General features: G+C 34.3%; 13 protein-coding genes. 8 read left to right on the top strand and 5 right to left on the bottom strand.

Features of this window, described 5'->3' with window-relative positions:
* Positions 1-9: 9 nt before the first annotated feature.
* Entirely contained in the window at positions 10-3,768 is a 3,759-nt protein-coding gene (locus tag H6578_08590) for a T9SS type A sorting domain-containing protein (protein ID MCB9227205.1), read from the top strand.
* Between the two features lie 370 nt (positions 3,769-4,138).
* Here the strand turns inward: H6578_08590 and H6578_08585 are convergent, their stop codons facing one another.
* The gene (locus H6578_08585; GenBank protein MCB9227204.1) at positions 4,139-4,903 is read right to left on the bottom strand and encodes an MBL fold metallo-hydrolase; all 765 of its coding nucleotides are present in this window, start codon (positions 4,901-4,903) and stop codon (positions 4,139-4,141) included.
* 4 nt (positions 4,904-4,907) lie between these two features.
* On the bottom strand, positions 4,908-5,678 hold the full coding sequence (locus H6578_08580; protein MCB9227203.1) for an SAM-dependent chlorinase/fluorinase: 771 nt from the start codon (positions 5,676-5,678) through the stop codon (positions 4,908-4,910).
* Between the two features lie 41 nt (positions 5,679-5,719).
* Between H6578_08580 and H6578_08575 the strand changes: the two genes are divergently transcribed.
* From H6578_08575 to H6578_08560, 4 genes are all read left to right on the top strand, one after another.
* Positions 5,720-6,667, top strand: coding sequence for a PhoH family protein (locus tag H6578_08575; GenBank protein ID MCB9227202.1), 948 nt, complete (start codon positions 5,720-5,722; stop codon positions 6,665-6,667).
* An 872-nt stretch (positions 6,668-7,539) separates the two neighbouring features.
* Positions 7,540-8,841, top strand: a complete 1,302-nt coding sequence (gene thrC, locus H6578_08570) for a threonine synthase (protein MCB9227201.1) — start codon at positions 7,540-7,542, stop codon at positions 8,839-8,841.
* Between the two features lie 77 nt (positions 8,842-8,918).
* Positions 8,919-13,478, top strand: coding sequence for a T9SS type A sorting domain-containing protein (locus tag H6578_08565; protein MCB9227200.1), 4,560 nt, complete (start codon positions 8,919-8,921; stop codon positions 13,476-13,478).
* Between the two features lie 54 nt (positions 13,479-13,532).
* On the top strand, positions 13,533-14,378 hold the full coding sequence (locus tag H6578_08560; GenBank protein ID MCB9227199.1) for a DMT family transporter: 846 nt from the start codon (positions 13,533-13,535) through the stop codon (positions 14,376-14,378).
* Between the two features lie 3 nt (positions 14,379-14,381).
* Here H6578_08560 and H6578_08555 read toward each other — a convergent pair whose 3' ends face one another.
* Positions 14,382-15,227 carry an acyltransferase family protein gene (locus tag H6578_08555; GenBank protein MCB9227198.1) on the bottom strand — a complete coding sequence of 282 codons (846 nt, stop codon included), beginning with the start codon at positions 15,225-15,227 and terminating at the stop codon, positions 14,382-14,384.
* Between the two features lie 49 nt (positions 15,228-15,276).
* Here H6578_08555 and H6578_08550 point away from each other — a divergent pair, with 49 nt between their 5' ends.
* Both H6578_08550 and H6578_08545 read left to right on the top strand, forming a co-directional pair.
* The gene (locus H6578_08550) at positions 15,277-15,969 is read left to right on the top strand and encodes an alpha/beta hydrolase (GenBank protein MCB9227197.1); all 693 of its coding nucleotides are present in this window, start codon (positions 15,277-15,279) and stop codon (positions 15,967-15,969) included.
* Complete coding sequence (locus H6578_08545; protein ID MCB9227196.1) at positions 15,956-16,435, top strand: nucleoside triphosphate pyrophosphohydrolase family protein; 480 nt, start codon at positions 15,956-15,958, stop codon at positions 16,433-16,435. Before H6578_08550 ends, H6578_08545 begins: the two co-directional genes overlap by 14 nt.
* Positions 16,436-16,491: 56 nt before the next feature.
* Here the strand turns inward: H6578_08545 and H6578_08540 are convergent, their stop codons facing one another.
* Both H6578_08540 and H6578_08535 read right to left on the bottom strand, forming a co-directional pair.
* Positions 16,492-16,935: an isoprenylcysteine carboxylmethyltransferase family protein gene (locus tag H6578_08540; GenBank protein ID MCB9227195.1), complete on the bottom strand. Its 444-nt coding sequence runs from the start codon at positions 16,933-16,935 to the stop codon at positions 16,492-16,494.
* A gap of 50 nt (positions 16,936-16,985) precedes the next feature.
* Entirely contained in the window at positions 16,986-17,723 is a 738-nt protein-coding gene (locus tag H6578_08535; protein ID MCB9227194.1) for a murein L,D-transpeptidase catalytic domain family protein, read from the bottom strand.
* Positions 17,724-17,852: 129 nt separating this feature from the next.
* Here H6578_08535 and H6578_08530 point away from each other — a divergent pair.
* Positions 17,853-18,686 (top strand): sulfotransferase (locus H6578_08530; GenBank protein ID MCB9227193.1); only part of this gene is annotated, 834 nt, incomplete at its 3' end.

Here is an 18,686-nt window from a genome sequence, read left to right as displayed (position 1 = left end):
CTACTTACTATGAAAAAACTTTTACTTTTTATTACTTTATTAACTTGTATTCAAGTAGTAAATTCTCAAATAAATGTAGGACTTACTGCAACAGCTTCACATAGTAGTGGTGGTACTTCTGGAACAGGATATGGTCCGGAATTATATAACAATAATGCTATTCCTACTTGTGCTATTACAGGGACATATCAATGGGGATGGGTTACTTCAGGTGCTAACATAGATTATATATGGTCTTCTAATCAAACATTTGATCAAATAATTTTTAATAAAGCCAATAGACCTATGACAAGTTGTGCTATTCAGTATTGGAATGGTTCATCCTATGTTACTTTTTACAATTATAATAACTCAACAACTTGTGACCATGGTATAACATTTTCTTCCATAACTACGTCAAGACTTAGATTTAGCAACATACAAGGATCTTCAAATCCAAATTTTAGAGAGATTCAAGTTATAAGTAATTGTACTCCTCCCACAGCAGCTACTTCAATGTCCGGAGGTGGAACTTTATGTGCAGGAAATAATACAACTCTTGCTGCAAGTGGCGGAACATTAGGAACAAATGCTACGGAAGTTTGGTTTGCAGGTAGTTGTAATGAAGCCTATAGCCAAAACTGGGGTACTCAGCCTTTTTCTGTAAGCAATACCACAGTTAATTCCGTTACCAATGGAATTTTACGGGTTACTTCTACCAATGGAGACCCAATGATTCACATGAACAACTTAGGTTCTTTTGACCCTACAGTATATAGATATATCAACCTAAGATATAGAGTAGTATCAGGTACAGCCGGAAGTACAGAAATCTTTTTTCATAATCCGACACATAACTATGCCGTAGGTGGAGAAACGGGGTTTGGCTCACTAATCTCTGATGGACAGTGGCATGTTTTATCTATTGATATGTGGCAAGATCCGCAATATACTACCGGAGGGAACATACAAGGATGGCGTTATGATTGGGCTACGGCAAGTGGTGTTACTATGGATTTAGATTTTATTTCTTTAGATGAAAAACCTATAATTGGAGCAGGCTCATCTATAACTGTGACTCCAACGGCTACTACTACCTACTATACACACAGAAAAGGAGATTGTGGCGTTAGTTCTTGTGCTTCTACTACTGTAAATTATGTATATATTCCTGCACCTCCTTCTGTATCAAATAATGGTCCGGTATGTATTGGTGCTCCTGCCGATTTAACAGTGGCAGGAATGGCACCGAGTGGGAAAGGTGTATCTATGGCAAATAATTCAACCAATAAAATAAATGGAACAGCACATACTACCGTATTAAATAATCATACAATAGAATTTTGGGTAAACCCCGGTAGAACGGTTGTATTGCATACGGAACAAAATTCAGGAGTATCGGGTAGTTTAGGATCTCCTACTACGGAATATTCATTTGCTATTGAACCTAGGAATATAGGGGGTAGTGGGTGCACACCTACTAATGTAGGAGTTGGTGTTTCGGTAGGAACAAATGGTATAGAAGTAGTACAGCACGGTCCTTGTCATTTTCCCGTTACATTAAGTTATGCGGGTACTATTACAGGGTGGACACACATAGCGGTAGTTCATATAAGCAATGTTCCATATCTTTATGTTAATGGTGCTTTGGTAAAATCGGGATTACCATCACTATATCCTACATTCCCAAGTTCTATTGTGAGTATGGGATACGGATATTTTGGCGGTCAAATTGATAATATTCGTGTTTGGAATTTAGCAAGAAGCCAAACAAATATCATAAATGATATGCGTTTAGAAACGCCTACTGTTACTACAGGTTTATTACAAAACTTACCTCTTAATGGAAATGGAACAGCACTTACTGGGTCTAATGCTACTGTAAATGGTACTTATATAGATCCTAATTATTACACTTATACATGGACGGGAACAAGTGCTCCGGCAGCTTCTGTAAATGAAACCCAAACGACAGGTAATTTGACTACTAATACAAGCTATACCGTAACGGCAAGTGTGAGTGGGTGTACAAGTGCAGCAAGTGGTACGACTACCGTAACAGTAGATCCTGTAGGTATAGATGGGACTTTAACAGCAAGTACAGCAACATCTGTTTGTATAGGAGAAGCCATAGGGGTATCCGCTTCAGGAGGTAATGGCACACCACATTATTGGGTTCAATCTCCCCCGGGAAATGCTTCATGGAATGTATATACAAACCAAAATCCTAATGCAGCAAGTAATGGATTTACCTTTACCCCCACTACACCCGGAACATATAGAATACATGCACGATGGGAAAATGCTTGTGGTTTTTGTTGGGATCATCCAAGCGGTATGGCAAACTGTACTTCAAATGCTCATGTAGATTTTGTTGTTTCAGCTAATCCATCCCCAGCAGCCACCGCAGGAGCAGACCAATTTTCTTGTTTAAGCAATACCACAACCATGGCAGCCAACAACCCTACTATAGGAACAGGTACATGGACATGGAGTCCTTCTGCCCCTACTTATGTAAGTGGTAATGCAAATACGTATAATGCTCAAGTAAGTTTTAGTACAAGTGGTACTTATACAGGCACATGGACAATAACAAATGGTACCTGTACAGCCACTAATGATGCTGTAGATATAGAAGTAAACAATCCAAACCCAATAGTGATGACAGATGCCACAGGAACATGTACCGTAACAGATAATGCGTGGGTACATATCTACAATGCAGCAGGAAATATAATAGCATCGGTAAATAGCCATGGGCAAGACTTAGGCGATGTAACCGCACAAGTATATTACAATGGCGGAAACTCATTTAATGTAGCTACCGCATCGGGCGGTTGTGGTACACAAGCGGTGCTAAACAGAAGTTTTAAAATAAACTCGGCAAACGCTCCTACAAGCAATGTTGGTTTACGATTATATTTTACAGATACGGAATTAGCGTCCTTAGTAGCCAACTCGCATACATCAAGTACAGCACCGGCTTATGACCCTAATGGTTGCGAAGATGATGATGATGTAAACACCATAAACGATTTAGTAGTAACGCAAATACACGGAGCTACCAATGAAGACGGTACATTTACAGCAGGCGATGGCACAGCCTATTTATTAACACCAAGTAACAGTGGAACAGGAAATAATAACTTTAACGGCAATTATGTAGAAATAACTGTAAGTCAATTTTCGGAATTTTGGATACATGGTTCAGAACATAATGTACCACTACCAGTAGAGCTAATAAGTTTTGAAGCCAAAGCTATTGATAACTCATATATTCAATTAGACTGGATAACGGCAACAGAAATAAACAATGAAGGTTTTGAAGTGCAAAGAAGCACAGACGGACAAAGTTTTGAAAAAATAGCGTGGGTAGATGGATTTGGTTCAAGCAATGAAGTGCACAGCTACACCTTGTTAGATAAAAATTTAAGTGCAAATGACACATACTACTACAAGCTAAAACAAATAGACTATGACGGGCAGTTTGAGTATAGCGAAATCCGTTCGACAAGCATAAGCGGAAAAGCCGATAATGGAGTAGGAGCTTTTGTACCAAACCCGGCAAACCATACAAGTGCTATATCGTTTACATTAGTAAAAGAAGCCAATGTAAACATAGAATTGTATGATGCCACAGGCAAATTGGTAATAGCCAAAGACCAATTACTACACGAAGGCAATCAAAACATAGCATTTGATATTAAAGAGTTGGCCTCTGGTACATACACTGCCAAAATTATATTAGACGGCAAGGTATATACTAGAAGATTGATGATAAATAAATAATTGTCAATGTTTGATTGTTAATGTTTAATTATGAAATATTAGAGTGGAATGTCATAGCGGAAAGTTATGCCTAAAAAACCTAACAGTTAATAGCAACTCTTGTTAATAACTGTCAAGTTGTGCTTTATTGTTTACTGTAGAGATTGCTTCGTTCGTGCCTCACTAGCAAGAACGTACTCATATCGGTTCGTCTTTGCGAACGGAGTGAAGCAATCTTATAACGATTAGGAATATATAATAGTCCAATATTGGCTTCGCCTTATTGGTATAACGTCATTCCCACGAAAGTGGAAATCCCGAAGTAAAGAAAAGTGTTTGATGTTTTCTGTTCTTCCAAAATACATCATGAGTATCTTTACGGATATTAGTATTACACATCTATTTGCAAACCATCATAAGCTATCTTTACATTAGGAGGGAGCATTTTTTCTATTTCGGTATGCTTGTCAAAACGGTGAGAAATATGTATTAAATATGCTTTTTTAGCTTTTATTTTTTCAATAAATGCTAAAGCTTCTTTTAAGTTTAAATGACTGTGGTGCTCGGCTATTCGTACAGCATTAATTACAAGGGTTTTTATACCTTTTAAGGATTTTGTAGTTTCATCAGAAAAATATTTAGCATCTGTTACATAAGCAAAATCGTTTATTTTAAATGCAGTAACAGGCATTTTGCCGTGCAAAACTTCTAAGGGCAGTATTTCTTTTCCTAATAAATTGAAGGCTTTGTTTTTTTCTATCAGTTTTAAATCAAGATTAGGAACACCGGGATATTTTTCTTCTGCAAAAATATAGGCAAACATCTTTTTCATCATTTCAGCAGCTAAAGCATCGGCATAAACGGGCATATCCATATTTTGAGCAAAATTATAGGCTCGTAATTCATCTAAGCCACCTATATGATCCATGTGTGCGTGCGTTATGAGAATAGCGTCTATGTGTTTTACATTTTCTCGGAGCATCTGTTGCCTAAAATCTTGCCCGGCATCTATTACTATAGTTTTGTTATCCCACTCTAAAAGTCCGGCACACCGCAGGCGTTTGTCTCTCCAGTCGGTAGAGGTACACACAGGGCAACTACACCCTAATAATGGAATGCCACTTGATGTACCTGTGCCTAAAAAAGTGAAACGCATATAATTATATTAACTGATGCTCTACTAAAACTACTTGCCCATAATGCAAACCCAATAATCCCGAAGCACTTGATTTGTTTACGGCTATTTCTAAGTAATCATTATCGTTAAACAGTGCCAAGGCTTCGCCTTCATCTACTTCTGAATAATGTTTACTTATTTTAAAAATTTTGTTGTGTCTTATAGAAATAATAAAGGGTTTATCCTGCACATAATTATAAAAATCTTCTTTGGTAATATTGGTAATAATGTTTTTATAATTATCAATATAAATAACAGAACCTTTGTAAACATCTCCGCTTACAAAAGGTTGAGCAAAGTTTAGCACTTTATAGGATGTTATAGGAACACTAATTTCTTCTATATTATTTTCACTTATAGCTTTAATCATTATACCAAGAGCTTCGTGCAATTCATTATAAGAAAAATCTTTAGCTAAGTCTTGATAAGCATAAGCCAAAAAATCTTCATCGGGAAACATCATACAGATTAATCCATTATCGGGAACTATGTAAAAAATTTCTTTTCTTTTAACAATTAAATAGCGACTATTTCCGTCCCTAATGTTTATTATTGCAATATGAATAGTTCCTTTAGGAAATTTAGCTGTAGCATTTTTCATTGTAAAAGCCGCAGGAATAATTTCGTAAGGAGTAATTTCATGATTTATGTCAACTATTATTATATCTTTGTTTGCATAGTATAGTTGTCCTTTAAGAGCACCGGTGTAATGGTCTTTTGTGCCATAGTCTGTAGTTAGTGTAATTAAAGGCATAAATTGTAAAATTAATTTATTAACTCAACAAAATTACTAATTTGAACGAATTAACCATTAATATTGAGCAAGTTAATCCAATAGATTTTTTTGGTGTTAACAATTCTAAACTTAATCTTGTTAAAAAGAAGTTTCCATTATTAAAAATTGTAAGCAGAGGAACCAAGCTAAAAGCCGCTGGTAGTGAAGAAGAATTGGCACTTTTTGAAGCAAAAGTAAAAGTGCTTTTAAATTATTTAGAAAAATATGGAAAGCTAGGAGCTAAAGAAATAGATGAGCTTTTGGGCGATGAAGATAAAGTAAATGAATCTTTGCCTGCCGATAATAGCAATATTATAGTTTATGGCAATAATGGCAATATAGTGCGAGCCAGAACGGCTAACCAAAAGCGAATGGTAGAAATTTCTGACCAAAATGATATAGTTTTTGCCGTAGGTCCGGCAGGAACAGGGAAAACTTATACTGCGGTGGCACTGGCTGTAAAGGCTTTAAAAGAAAAACAAGTTAAGCGTATTATTTTAACTCGCCCAGCAGTAGAAGCAGGGGAGAGCTTAGGTTTTTTGCCTGGCGATTTAAAAGAAAAAATTGATCCTTATTTACGTCCACTTTACGATGGCTTGTATGATATGATACCGGGAGAAAAATTGTCTTATTATTTTGAAAATAGAGTGATAGAAGTAGCTCCGCTGGCATTTATGCGTGGTAGAACATTAGATAAAGCTTTTATTATTTTAGATGAAGCACAAAACACTACGGTTTCGCAGTTAAAAATGTTTTTAACGCGTATAGGACCAAGTGCTAAGTGTATTATTACAGGCGATATGTCGCAGATAGATTTACCTAAACATCAAAAATCGGGGCTGAGTGTGGCTATTAATTTATTGAAAAATATAAAAGGCATAGGTCATGTAGAGCTAACTACTAAAGATGTAATACGCCACCCATTAGTAGGCAAAATTATTACAGCTTTTGATAAATATGCGGAGTGATTAATGTTAATTGGTTAATAAGCTACATAGAAAAAAATTCTCCCAAGAACGTCATTGTCGTGTATGCGGTAATCGCATAGAAAAGGATAGCTTTTTTTATGATTATCCATAAAGATACCTATGAAGTATTTTACATTAACTTTTCTTTAGAAGAAAAGTTACAAAAGAATCGCACTAAGTTTTCAGCGACCCATTATAACCTCAACTCCTAAAAATCAAAAACTCATCACTCTGTTCTTCAAACAGTTTAATTTTTTACGGAGTTTTCGGTTAATGGGTGTCCCGCTTGCAAACTTAAGGTGCACTTTTACCTGACCTTAATCAAAAATACGTTAAGAAATGATGTAAAACAGACATCCAAAATGAATGAAATTATAAAACAGTAAACAGACAAATTAGTATGCTCCTACAAATAAAAATACTTTAGGAAAACTAAAATTGAGCATACATTAATTTGTCCTCGTCTGTTTTATAGCATTTTAGTGTTTTTGATTACAGTCTTGATCTTTTGTTACTTTTGTATCAAGACAAAAGTAAAAGACCACAAACTGTAATTCAAATTACTTAAACGTCCCAAGAAGCTATCTTAAAGCATAAATTATTGGTAGAATAACGGTTTTATTATTAATGCTGAATTTGTAAGGGAATTATTCAAGGTAAAAACACCTTAAATTGCGAAGAAAGTTTTGTACTCGTGCCACAACTCAAAGTCGTGGTATGAGTTCCTCCCACGATAGCAGGGCTATCCTTTACAAAATCTGCCTTGCAATTATAAATTTTGACTTTGCCGGAATAACCGAACTTAGGTTAAAAGTTGCTGAAACTTTTGAAGTTTCCTACAACTTTATTGTAACTTGCGTTTTTTTTAGAAAATGAAATATTTTAGCTTACATAATAAAGAAAATACCGCTTCATTTAAAGAGGCTGTTATCAATGGAATAGCTCCGGATAAAGGTTTGTATTTCCCTTTTGAAATTCCTAAATTAGATAAAGATTTTATGGATAATTTTTCTACTTTAAGTAGAAACGATTTAGCTTTTGAGCTCATAAAACCTTTTGTGGGAAATGATATTCCTGCCCATAAATTGCAACAAATAATAGCGGAAACCCTCAGTTTTGATTTTCCTTTAATAGAACTTGAAAACAATAATTATATTTTAGAATTATTTCACGGACCTACATTGGCTTTTAAAGATGTGGGAGCACGGTTTATGGCTCGGTGCTTAGGCTATTTTAATGAAGGCAATAAAGAAAAAGTTTGTGTGTTAGTAGCCACTTCCGGTGATACGGGCGGAGCTGTAGCAGATGGCTTTTATGGCGTAGAGGGTGTAGATGTGGTTATTTTGTATCCTAAAGGCAGAGTGTCTGCCATACAGGAAAAACAACTGACAACTTTTGGTGGCAATATACAAGCTGTAGAGGTAAATGGTAGTTTTGATGATTGTCAAGCAATGGTAAAAACAGCCTTTTTGGATAAGGAAATAACATCTAAATTAAAATTGACGTCTGCCAATTCTATAAATGTGGCTCGTTGGTTGCCTCAAATGTTTTACTATGCTTTTGCTTTGCAAGAATTAATTAAACAAGGCAAAAAACAGTTTGTTTTTTCGGTGCCAAGTGGAAACTTTGGGAATATATGTGCGGCTTTTATGCTTAAAAAAATGGGATTATCCATAAAGCATTTAATAGCTGCCTGCAATGCAAATGATGTAATACCGCAGTATATGAAAACAGGCATTTTAGAAGAAAAAGTGTCTGTTTCTACCATATCAAACGCTATGGATGTGGCTTTGCCCAGTAATTTTGTGCGTATAATGGAGTTGTATAACGGCAATTTAGATTTACTAAAAAAAGATTTAAGTTCGTATAGTTTTTCGGATAGTGAAACGCAAGAAATGATGCGTGAGATTTATACTAAACACAGCTACATTTTAGACCCACACGGAGCGGTGGCAATGTTGGGAAGTAAAACATATAGAGAGTTAAATAAAGAAGCACTTGTTGTAGCGTTAGAAACGGCTCATCCTTGCAAATTTATAGATGTGGTGGAAGAAACATTGCATGTTAAAACAACTATTCCGCAAGCTGTAGAAAAAATACTGAATAAGGAGAAGAATAGTTCTGAAATAGAAAATTACACTCAATTGAAAACTAAATTGCTTTCTTTAGTATGATTTTTGTAGTGTTAAAAAACGAATAAATTTCAATAGCGAATAATAATAACTAAATTTACACTAAATAAATATTAAAGATGAAAAGATTATTACTTGTTTTCTTACCATTATTAGTAAGTGTTTGCTTTGTAAAAGCACAAATTAGTCAAGGAGGAAAACCTTATTCATTAACTAATCAGTTATCCAAACAATTTCAAAAAGTTGAATTAGAAAAGCCAAGCGAAAGGGAGTTAAATAGCGTTCAATATTTAGAGGGCGGAATAGAAAGAACCGGTATAGTAAGGCAAGTAAATATTTCGCTTTTAAATAGCGGAACATGGGTTAATTTAGAAAATGGCGATAGGATTTGGCGAGTAGAAATTGAGTCAAAAGGAGCATTAGCTACCACTTTAATGTATAATGATTTTCATTTACCTAATGGAGCAAAATTATTTGTTTACAATGAAGATTACAGCAAAATAATAGGTGCTTTTACCAGTTTTAATAATCATGAATCAAAACAATTTACTACAGAATTAATAAAGGGAAGCAAAAGTATAGTAGAGTATTATGAACCTGCTAATGTTAAAGGTCAAGGTACTTTTTCTATTACCTCGTTAATTCACATGTATAAAGGTTTACCTAATCAAACTTATATTGATGGTTTTAATGATTCTGAAAATTGCCAAATAAATGTAAACTGTTCAGAAGGAGCAAACTGGCAAGATGAGAAAAGAGGAGTAGCAAGAATTTATGTTGTGGCAGGAAATTCTGCTGGTTGGTGTTCGGGTTCGTTGGTTAATAATACAAATTTAGACTGTGCACCTTATTTTTTAACGGCTTTCCATTGTGCAGAAGGTTCATCTACTTCAAATTTTAATAGTTGGGTATTCTATTTTAATTATGAGGCAAGCGGTTGTTCAAATCCTGGTAGCGAGCCTAGTTCTAATACGGTAACAGGCTGTAGCGTATTGGCTAGTAGTAATAATGGCGGAAGTAGCAGTTCAGATTTTATTTTGTTAGAATTTAATAACAGTGTCCCTCAAAGTTATAATGTATATTACAATGGGTGGAACTCGGCATTATTAAATACGGTAACAACAGACGGAGTAGGCATACACCATCCTGCGGGAGATATTAAAAAAATATCTACTTATACTTCAAACTTAACTACTACGGGCTGGAATAGTAATGGTTTGCCCTCTCATTATCAAACAACTTGGGCAGCTACAACAAATGGTCATGGCGTTACAGAAGGAGGATCTTCCGGTTCTCCATTGTTTAATAATTTAGGACAAATAATAGGTACTTTAACAGGAGGAGGTTCATATTGTTCCGCACCTAACTCAGCAGATTATTACGGTAAAGTTTCTTACCATTGGAACTCTAATGGCAGTGCTAATAATAGAAGATTAGATGTTTGGTTAGATCCTGTAGGCGGTGGTTCTACTACCAGTTTAACAGGAACCTACAGCCCTTGTGCACCTTCTGTGGCAAGAGATGCAGGAATAGTTACAATAGATGAACCAAGTACCGATATTTGTGGAACTAGTTATACTCCCATAGTAACTTTAAGAAATTATGGAAGTAGTACTTTAACATCTTGTGCCATAAAATATCAGCTTAATGGAGGAACTACATATACTTACAATTGGACAGGTAGTTTAACTACTAATGCTACTCAAAGTGTAACTTTAAATACTTTAAATAATGCTGTAAATGGGAGCAATTCTTTAACTGTTTACACTCAAAATCCTAATGGTGGCACAGACCAAAATACATCTAATGATTCTAAAACTACTACATTTAATGTTACTATGGGCGTTGCATTACCATTAACACAAAATTTTCAAAATTCTACTTTTCCACCTACTAATTATAGTTTATACAACCCAGACAACAGCGATACATGGCAAAGAACAACAAGTGCAGGAAGTGGTAGTACCGCATCTATGTTTATAGATAATTATAGTTATAATGGTGCAGGTCAATTAGATTGGTTTATGCTCCCGGCTTTAGATTTTACAGGAGTTACAAGTGCTACTTTAAGCTACGATTATGCTTATGCTTATTATTATAGCTCTCAAAGTGGAAATTCTTTTTATGACACATTAATAGTGGCAGCATCTAATGACTGTGGTACTAATTGGTATGCCATTTATAAAGAAGGTGGAACTGATTTAGCTACAGCAGGAAGCACTAATAGTGCATATACGCCAGCTTCATCAGATTGGGAAAATATGGTTTTAGATTTAAACGATCCATTTTTTAATAATCAGCCTAATATTCAATTTGCTATAGTAGGCAAAAATGGATATGGAAATAATTTGTACATAGATAATATAAATATAGATGTTGCAGCGGTTTCTAATCCTCCTGTAGCAGATTTTACAGTGGGTAATACTACGGTTTGTATAGGTAGTTCAGCTACTTTCACTAATCAAAGTACCAATAATCCTACATCTTATGCATGGACATTTAGTGGAGGTACGCCAAGTACTTCTACACAAGCAAACCCAACTGTAACCTATAATACAGCAGGCACATATACGGTAACTTTAACAGCTACCAATGCAGACGGCTCTGATACCGAAACTAAAACAAATTATATAACGGTTAGTCCATTGCCTAACTTAAGTATTTCTAAAACTAACGTTTCTTGCAATGGTGGCAATAATGGTAGTGCTACAGTAAGCGTTTCTAACGGACTTTCGCCATATACTTATTCTTGGACAAATAGTAGCTCCACAAGTGCTACGGCAAGTAATTTAATTGCAAACTCATATACTGCCACAGTTACAAATAGTGCAGGTTGTTCTAATAGTATTTCAACTTCTATAACGCAACCTACGGCTTTAAGTTTATCTGTATCTACAAATAATGAAATTTGTAACCAAAGTAATGGAAGTGCTTCGGCAAGTGCAAGTGGAGGTGTGGGTTCTTATTCATATTCTTGGTCAAGTGGAGGTAATACTAATTTGTCGGCAGGCACATATTCGGTTACAGTTACTGATGCTAATAATTGTACAAAAACTCAAAGTTTTACCATAACAAATACAACTCCAACATATAATATTGTAGTAACAACTTCTTCAGATACCTGTAACGGAGGTTTTGGAAAAGCAAGTGCTACTGTAAATGGAACAACATCCGGTTATAGTTTTAGCTTTAGCAATGGTGTTTCAACGGGTTCAAATAGTGTTGGTGGTTTAGTATCTGGCACATATTCAGTTACTATTACAGCTTCTAATGGTTGTACAGCCACACAAAGTTTTACTATTGGAAATTTTGTACCTAATTATAATATTGCTGTATCTACTTCTCCAGCGGCTTGTGGGCAAAACAATGGTACGGCTACAGCTACCGTAAATGGTGGCATAAGTGGATATACTTTTAATTTTAGCTCGGGTACATCCACAGGAATTAATAGCGTTTCGGGTTTAGGTTTTGGTACATATTCTGTTACTATAACTGACGGAAATGGTTGTTCTCAAGTACAAAGTTTTTCAATTTCAAATGCTAATGCACCTATTTTATCTATAGATACTACGGGTGCTACTTGCTATGGCACTAATACAGGTAGTGCTACGGCTACTGTTACAGGAGGAGCATCTCCTTACAACTATAGCTGGGGAGCTACAAATACTAATAGCAATATGTATGCAGGTAATTATACACTTACAGTTACAGATAACGCAGGATGTATGGTACAACAAAATTATACTATAAGCCAACCTAATGAAATTTTGGTTTCAGAAACTGTTGTAGATGAGCATTGTGGACAAGGAGATGGAACAATTCAATTAGCTGTTACAGGCGGAACACAACCTTATAGTTACAGCTGGAACGGAAATGCAGGAAGTTCAAACATTAATAATTTAGATGCAGGAAGCTACGTTTTTAGTTTAACCGATGGCAATGGCTGTACATATAATTCTACATACACAGTAGTAAACCAACCTGCCCCTCAAGTAAGTGTAAATAGTTTTCAAAATGTAGGTTGCGGTGGTAGCAATAGTGGAAGTATAGATATTGATGTAGTAGGTGGTTCGGGAAATTTAACCTACAACTGGGGTGTGGCTACAACAGAAGACTTAAATAATATTCCTGCCGGAAATTACACCGTAATTGTAACAGATGCTTATGGCTGTAGCGATACTTTAGAACAAGAAATTATAACAGTTCAAAATACATTAAGTGTTGATTTAATAGTAAATAATAACAATGTAAATACCAATGTTTTTGGTGGAACACCACCTTATACTTTTTCATGGTCTAATGGAGCTACAACCCAAAATTTAAACAATCTAAGTACGGGAGTTTATATATTAACCACTACAGATGCTAATGGTTGTCAAGATATAGATACAGCTACTGTTGGCAATGTGGCAATAGAGCAAGTTAACTGGATTTCTTACATTAGTTTATACCCTAATCCAACTAATAGTAGCATTACTTTAGATTATGTATTTACTGAAAATCAAGATTTAAACATAGAAATATATAATACTATTGGTCAGTTAATTATTGCTCAAAAAGAGCTGAACACTCAAAAGGGAAATATAACTTTTGATATGAACCAAAAAGCAAGTGGCGTATATTTTGTAAAATTATCTAACAATAAAAGTTCTAAACTATTTAGATTTGTAAAAGAATAAATTATTTACGGTAGCTGTTTATTTAAGCGGCTACCATTTTTTTTGTTGTTATTTATGAAAGCAAGACTGGCGTTGTTTGTTGGAATACTTTGTATTTCTATTTTTCCTATACTTATTAAATTAGAGTTGTCAAGTGGTTTTATTGCCGCATTTTATCGCATGGGAATTGCCACTGTAGTGATAGTTCCTTTTACCATAGCAAGTAAAAAACTACATATTCCTAATAAAAGATTATTGGGTTTGTCTGCCTTAAGTGGTTTGTTTTTTGCCAGCGATGTTGCTTTATGGAACGTTTCAATAATGGAATCTAATGCAACGCAAGCTACATTATTGGTAAATTTAGCACCGGTTTGGGTGGGTATAGGTTCTTTGCTATTTTTAAAGGTAAGACCTCATAGAAATTTTTGGATAGGTGTAGGTATTGCTCTGTTAGGATTAATTTTTATGCTGGGCGTAAAGCGTGTAAGCCATTTTGATTTTGACAGAGGTTTTATTTTAGCTATAATTTCAGGAATGTTTTATGCCGGGTATATTTTGCTAAGCAAAGAAAGCATGAAAAAAATGGACGTAATGAGTTTTCTTTCTGTGTCATTAGTAAGTTCTACGGTGTTTTTATTTTTTATTTGCTTATTTACCAAACAAAACTTTTTATTTCATTCTCAAAATGCTTGGTTTTCATTTTTAGTGCAGGGTATTATTTGTCAAGTCTTAGCATGGGTGCTCATCAGTTTTGCTTTAAAAAATATGAGAGCCACCCGAGTGTCTTTAAGTTTGTTAAGTCAAGCATTTTTTAGTGCCATTTTTGCCCGCTTTTTTTTAAATGAACAAATTACTATGCAACTTATAGTTGGTGGATTAATAGTATTAATAGGTATAGCCTTTACCTTTAAAGAAAATTAGTTTTTACAAACTATTCAAAAACTTTCTTATTGGGTGCTGCTCATCATCGTTTTGTTTAGAGCGTAGCTCCATTAACTCGTGAATGCCGTCATAAATTTTTTCTTCTACTTTTTCCCTAATTTCTTTTAGTTGCTTTTCAGTAGCCTTACCTTTTAGTTTTTTGGTTTCTACAGGTTTGCAGAATTTGTAATAAATCTTTTTAGGTTTAGGCAAAAGAGTAGGACCTATTCCTTTTACTAATGGAGGTATATTCTCGCCACCTTTAAAATATTTATCTAAAATACCTTTTTCTTCAAGCCATTTACCAAATTTAGAATCAACTAAATCTTCCTTGTCATAAATAATATCGTAAAGTTCATCTCCACCCAATGAAGCAATGGGATAAATAGGATAAGCATTTTCTACAGCCATTTTTACAAATCCATATCTATCTTTCCACATTAAAGTGTATTCATTTCCTTTGGTTTTACATATTTCATTTGTACCTCCCGGAAATACTAAAATATGCTGTTTGGCTTCCATTAATGCTTTAGCGTGCTCTCGGCTGCCCGTTACAGCACCGTAGTCTGTCATAATACTTCTCCACAATGGAACAGATTTGTGCATATTATCTACCAAAACTCTTAGGTAAATGTCTAAATCATTGTATAATTTTGGGATGTAAAGAGGACCATCGGTTATGCCTAATAATGTATGATTAGAAACATAAATGCCGGGTTTATCTTTATGTAGATTGTTTAAACCTATGTACTCTGGTTCAAAATACCATTGGCTAAAGCGAGCTAAGAAATTAACTATATTTTTTGGCGGTGGATTGTAGTGGTTTTTTGTTTCTAGATAATCTGACATTTGTAAATATGTTTAAAAGAGACACTAAAATAATAATTTTGTAATTAATATGAGTAAAAAAACTGTGTATTTGCTTCCCGGGCTTGGAGCTACCGTGCATGCATTTGATAAATTGGAGTTCCCCGGATATGAAAGAAAAGGCATAAAATGGTTGAAACCAAAAGAAAATGAAGATTTGCCACAATATGCAAAACGTTTATCAAGCCAAATAGAAGACCCCGAGAATAGTATTTTGTGTGGCTTAAGTTTTGGTGGAATAGTTGCTGTAGAGTTGGCTAAAATATTGCCTGTAGAAAAAACCATATTAATTTCTAGCGTAAAAACGCGAAGAGAGTTTCCTAATACCATAAAAATGGCAAAGGCAATTCCGTTGCACAAACTTATTAAGGCAGACAGAGTAAGTAAATTTCAGTTTTGGTATTGGTTTCCTTTTGGAAAAACAACAGATGAGGATAAGGCATTAATAAAAAGTATGGTAGATGTTATAGACGGACCTTTTACCGATTGGTGTGCCAACCAAGCCGTGTATTGGAAAAATAAAACAGTTCCTAAAAATTTGTATCATATACATGGCACTGCCGATAGAGTTTTTCCATTTTTTCATATAAAAAACTATTACAAAGTGCGTGGTGGCACCCATTTTATGATAGTAAACCGAGCAGATGAAATAAATGAGTACATAAAAGAAATATTAAGTTTAAAATCGCAAACAGCTAAAACAAAACAAAATGAAAAAGTATAAAGAACCGCAGGCATTAAATAGTGTAGCAGCATTTCATCACACCTTTGATGCACCGGTGTTAGATAAACCCACTATACCATCTAAAGACCGCTGTGAGCTTAGAGTTAATTTGCTTCAAGAGGAATTAAACGAGCTAAAACAAGCTATAAAAGATAACGATATAATAGAAATAGCAGATGCATTGGCAGATATACAATACGTACTTTCCGGTGCAGTATTAGAATTTGGTTTGGCAGATAAATTTGAAACTTTGTTTAATGAAGTACAGCGTAGTAATATGAGCAAAGCTTGTGCTACACATAAAGAGGCAGAAGCTACACAAGCTAAATATCAAGCAAAAGACGGCACGCAATCTTTTATTAAGCAGAAGGAAGATAAATATTTGGTATATAGGGTAGGTGATAATAAAGTGCTAAAATCTGTAGCATATTCTCCTGCCGATTTAGAAGGGATTTTAGAGGAGTAAAAGAAATTGTATAAATATTAATTTAAACTATATATAGTTTATCAAATATTTATGCTTTAAATCCAGCGTCTTACACTGTTTTTGTATTCGCTGTATTGTTTGCCAAATTCTTTTTCTAACTGATTTTCTTCAAAAGGGATGTACCAAAAATTGGCAGCGAAAAAAAATAGAAGAACTCCAATAATAGAGCTTAGGTTGCCAAGAAGAATAGAAACTCCAATTAAAGCAATTAAAAATCCTGTGTAAATAGGGTTTCTACTATACTTGAAAAGACCATTGATAACTAATTTTCTTGGTGTCTTAAATGTGTGTATTTCTGTATCAACTGCACTAAATTTTCTGCTTATTTTTATAGTAATGCCTAAACCTAATACAATGAATATAATCCCCAATAAATTGAAAGGATAATTTATTACTATAATTCCACGATACCAAAAATACAGAGCAATCATTAGTGCTATGCAAAGCAGAAAAAGTTGTGGTGGTAGTAGTTTTTTCAAATTTATGTAGGAAAATATGAATTGAAAGATAAAAGGAAGAATATAAACTACTAATAATTTGTAACTAAAGGATTGTTTTTGCTGTCCGCATACTGACTTGCACTTAAATATTTAGTGTCGTTTTTATACAAAAATAAGCACGAACCGTTGGCTATATCCGCAATTATATCGTCAGCTAATTCAACAGGTACTGCCGGGCAACCTAAACTTCTGCCTATTCTGCCATAAGCTTGAGCAAATTTACTGCTCACATAATCAGCTCCGTGTATTACAATAGCTCTTTCATAAGCCGCATCGTTTATATTTTTTTCTACACCATAAAGTTTCAAAGAATTGCCATGCTTGCCGGTATAAGTGCCACCAGTAATATAAAAACCTAAGCTACTTTTGTAAGAACTATTTACATTAGAAAATGAAGTAGCAAACTCATTGCCGCTATTTCTGCCATGAGCTACTAAAGTATTGAATAACACTTTTTTGTTTTTTAAATCAATAATCCAAAGTCGTTTGTTATTAGATGATTGTTCAAAATCAACAATACTTAATATTTCTTTCTTTATTTTACCTTGTTCTTTTAGTTTAGTATATCCGGCATAAGCCAAATCAAACATTTTTTTTGAAGGTACGTTGATACCAAAATTTATGCTTTCAAAAACACTTTGTTTGTTTATATCATTGTCAGAAATATCAGAAGAACTGTTGGTCGCACTGTCTTCGTTTAGTGTGTGGCTACTGGATGCAAATATTAGAATATTAACAAACAACAGCAGACTTAATAATTTTTTCATTCTAAGTTTTGTGGTTTTTTAGGCAAAAGGATAACCCTTATCTTCTTATACGCACCGAAAATAAAAAATGTTCTGAAAAAATATAGAATTATTATTGTTAATTTTGCAAAAAAAACATCATAGCTAATAATGACAAAGAGAAAAAACCAAAAGGTAATAGGTCATTTATTATATAATGCACTGCCACGTGTATGGCGTCAGTTGCAAAAAGAAAATGAAATAACCGGCATTTATAAAAAGAAAGCAAGGTATATTACTTTTATGGTTTATTTTATAATGATGCCTTTGCAATTCTTGCAAAAAATAATTTTTAATAAAAAAATATCTAAAGTAGATTTAAGCAAGCAACAACCTATTTTTATTTTAGGTCATTGGCGAAGTGGCACCACACATCTTCATTATTTGATGCACAAAGACCCACAGTACGGAACACTGAGCAACTATCAAAGTTTTTTGTTTAATGTGGCACATTTAAGTCGCTCTTTATTAAAAATTGTGCTTTCGCCTTTAATGCCCAGCAAAAGACCACAGGATAATATTAGAGTTTCGCCCGATTTACCGGCAGAAGAAGAGCAACCTATGAGTGTTTTGAGTACTAAATCGGGAATCCATTCGTGGAATTTCCCTCAAAATCAAAGTTATTTCACTAAGTATAATTTATTTGAGGGAGTTAGTGCAAAAGAAAAAGCTGAATGGAGAAAAGATTATCATTTTTTATTGCAAAACATTACTTTTTTTAATGACGGTAAGCAATTGGTATTAAAAAACCCACATAATACCAGTAGAATTAAAGAGCTTTTAGAACTTTATCCTAATGCTAAGTTTATTAATTTACATAGAAATCCTTATGATGTAATTCAGTCAACCCGACATTTACATAAAACAATAGTGCAAGGGCAGGCTTTGCAGTTTTTCTCTATAAAAGATAGAGAGGAGATGGTTTTAACTCAGTACAAAAAAACT

It is taken from the genome of Chitinophagales bacterium (assembly GCA_020635995.1).
Classification (GTDB): Bacteria; Bacteroidota; Bacteroidia; order Chitinophagales; family UBA8649; genus JAFMKE01.
This window is presented reverse-complemented; position numbering and strand designations above follow the sequence as displayed.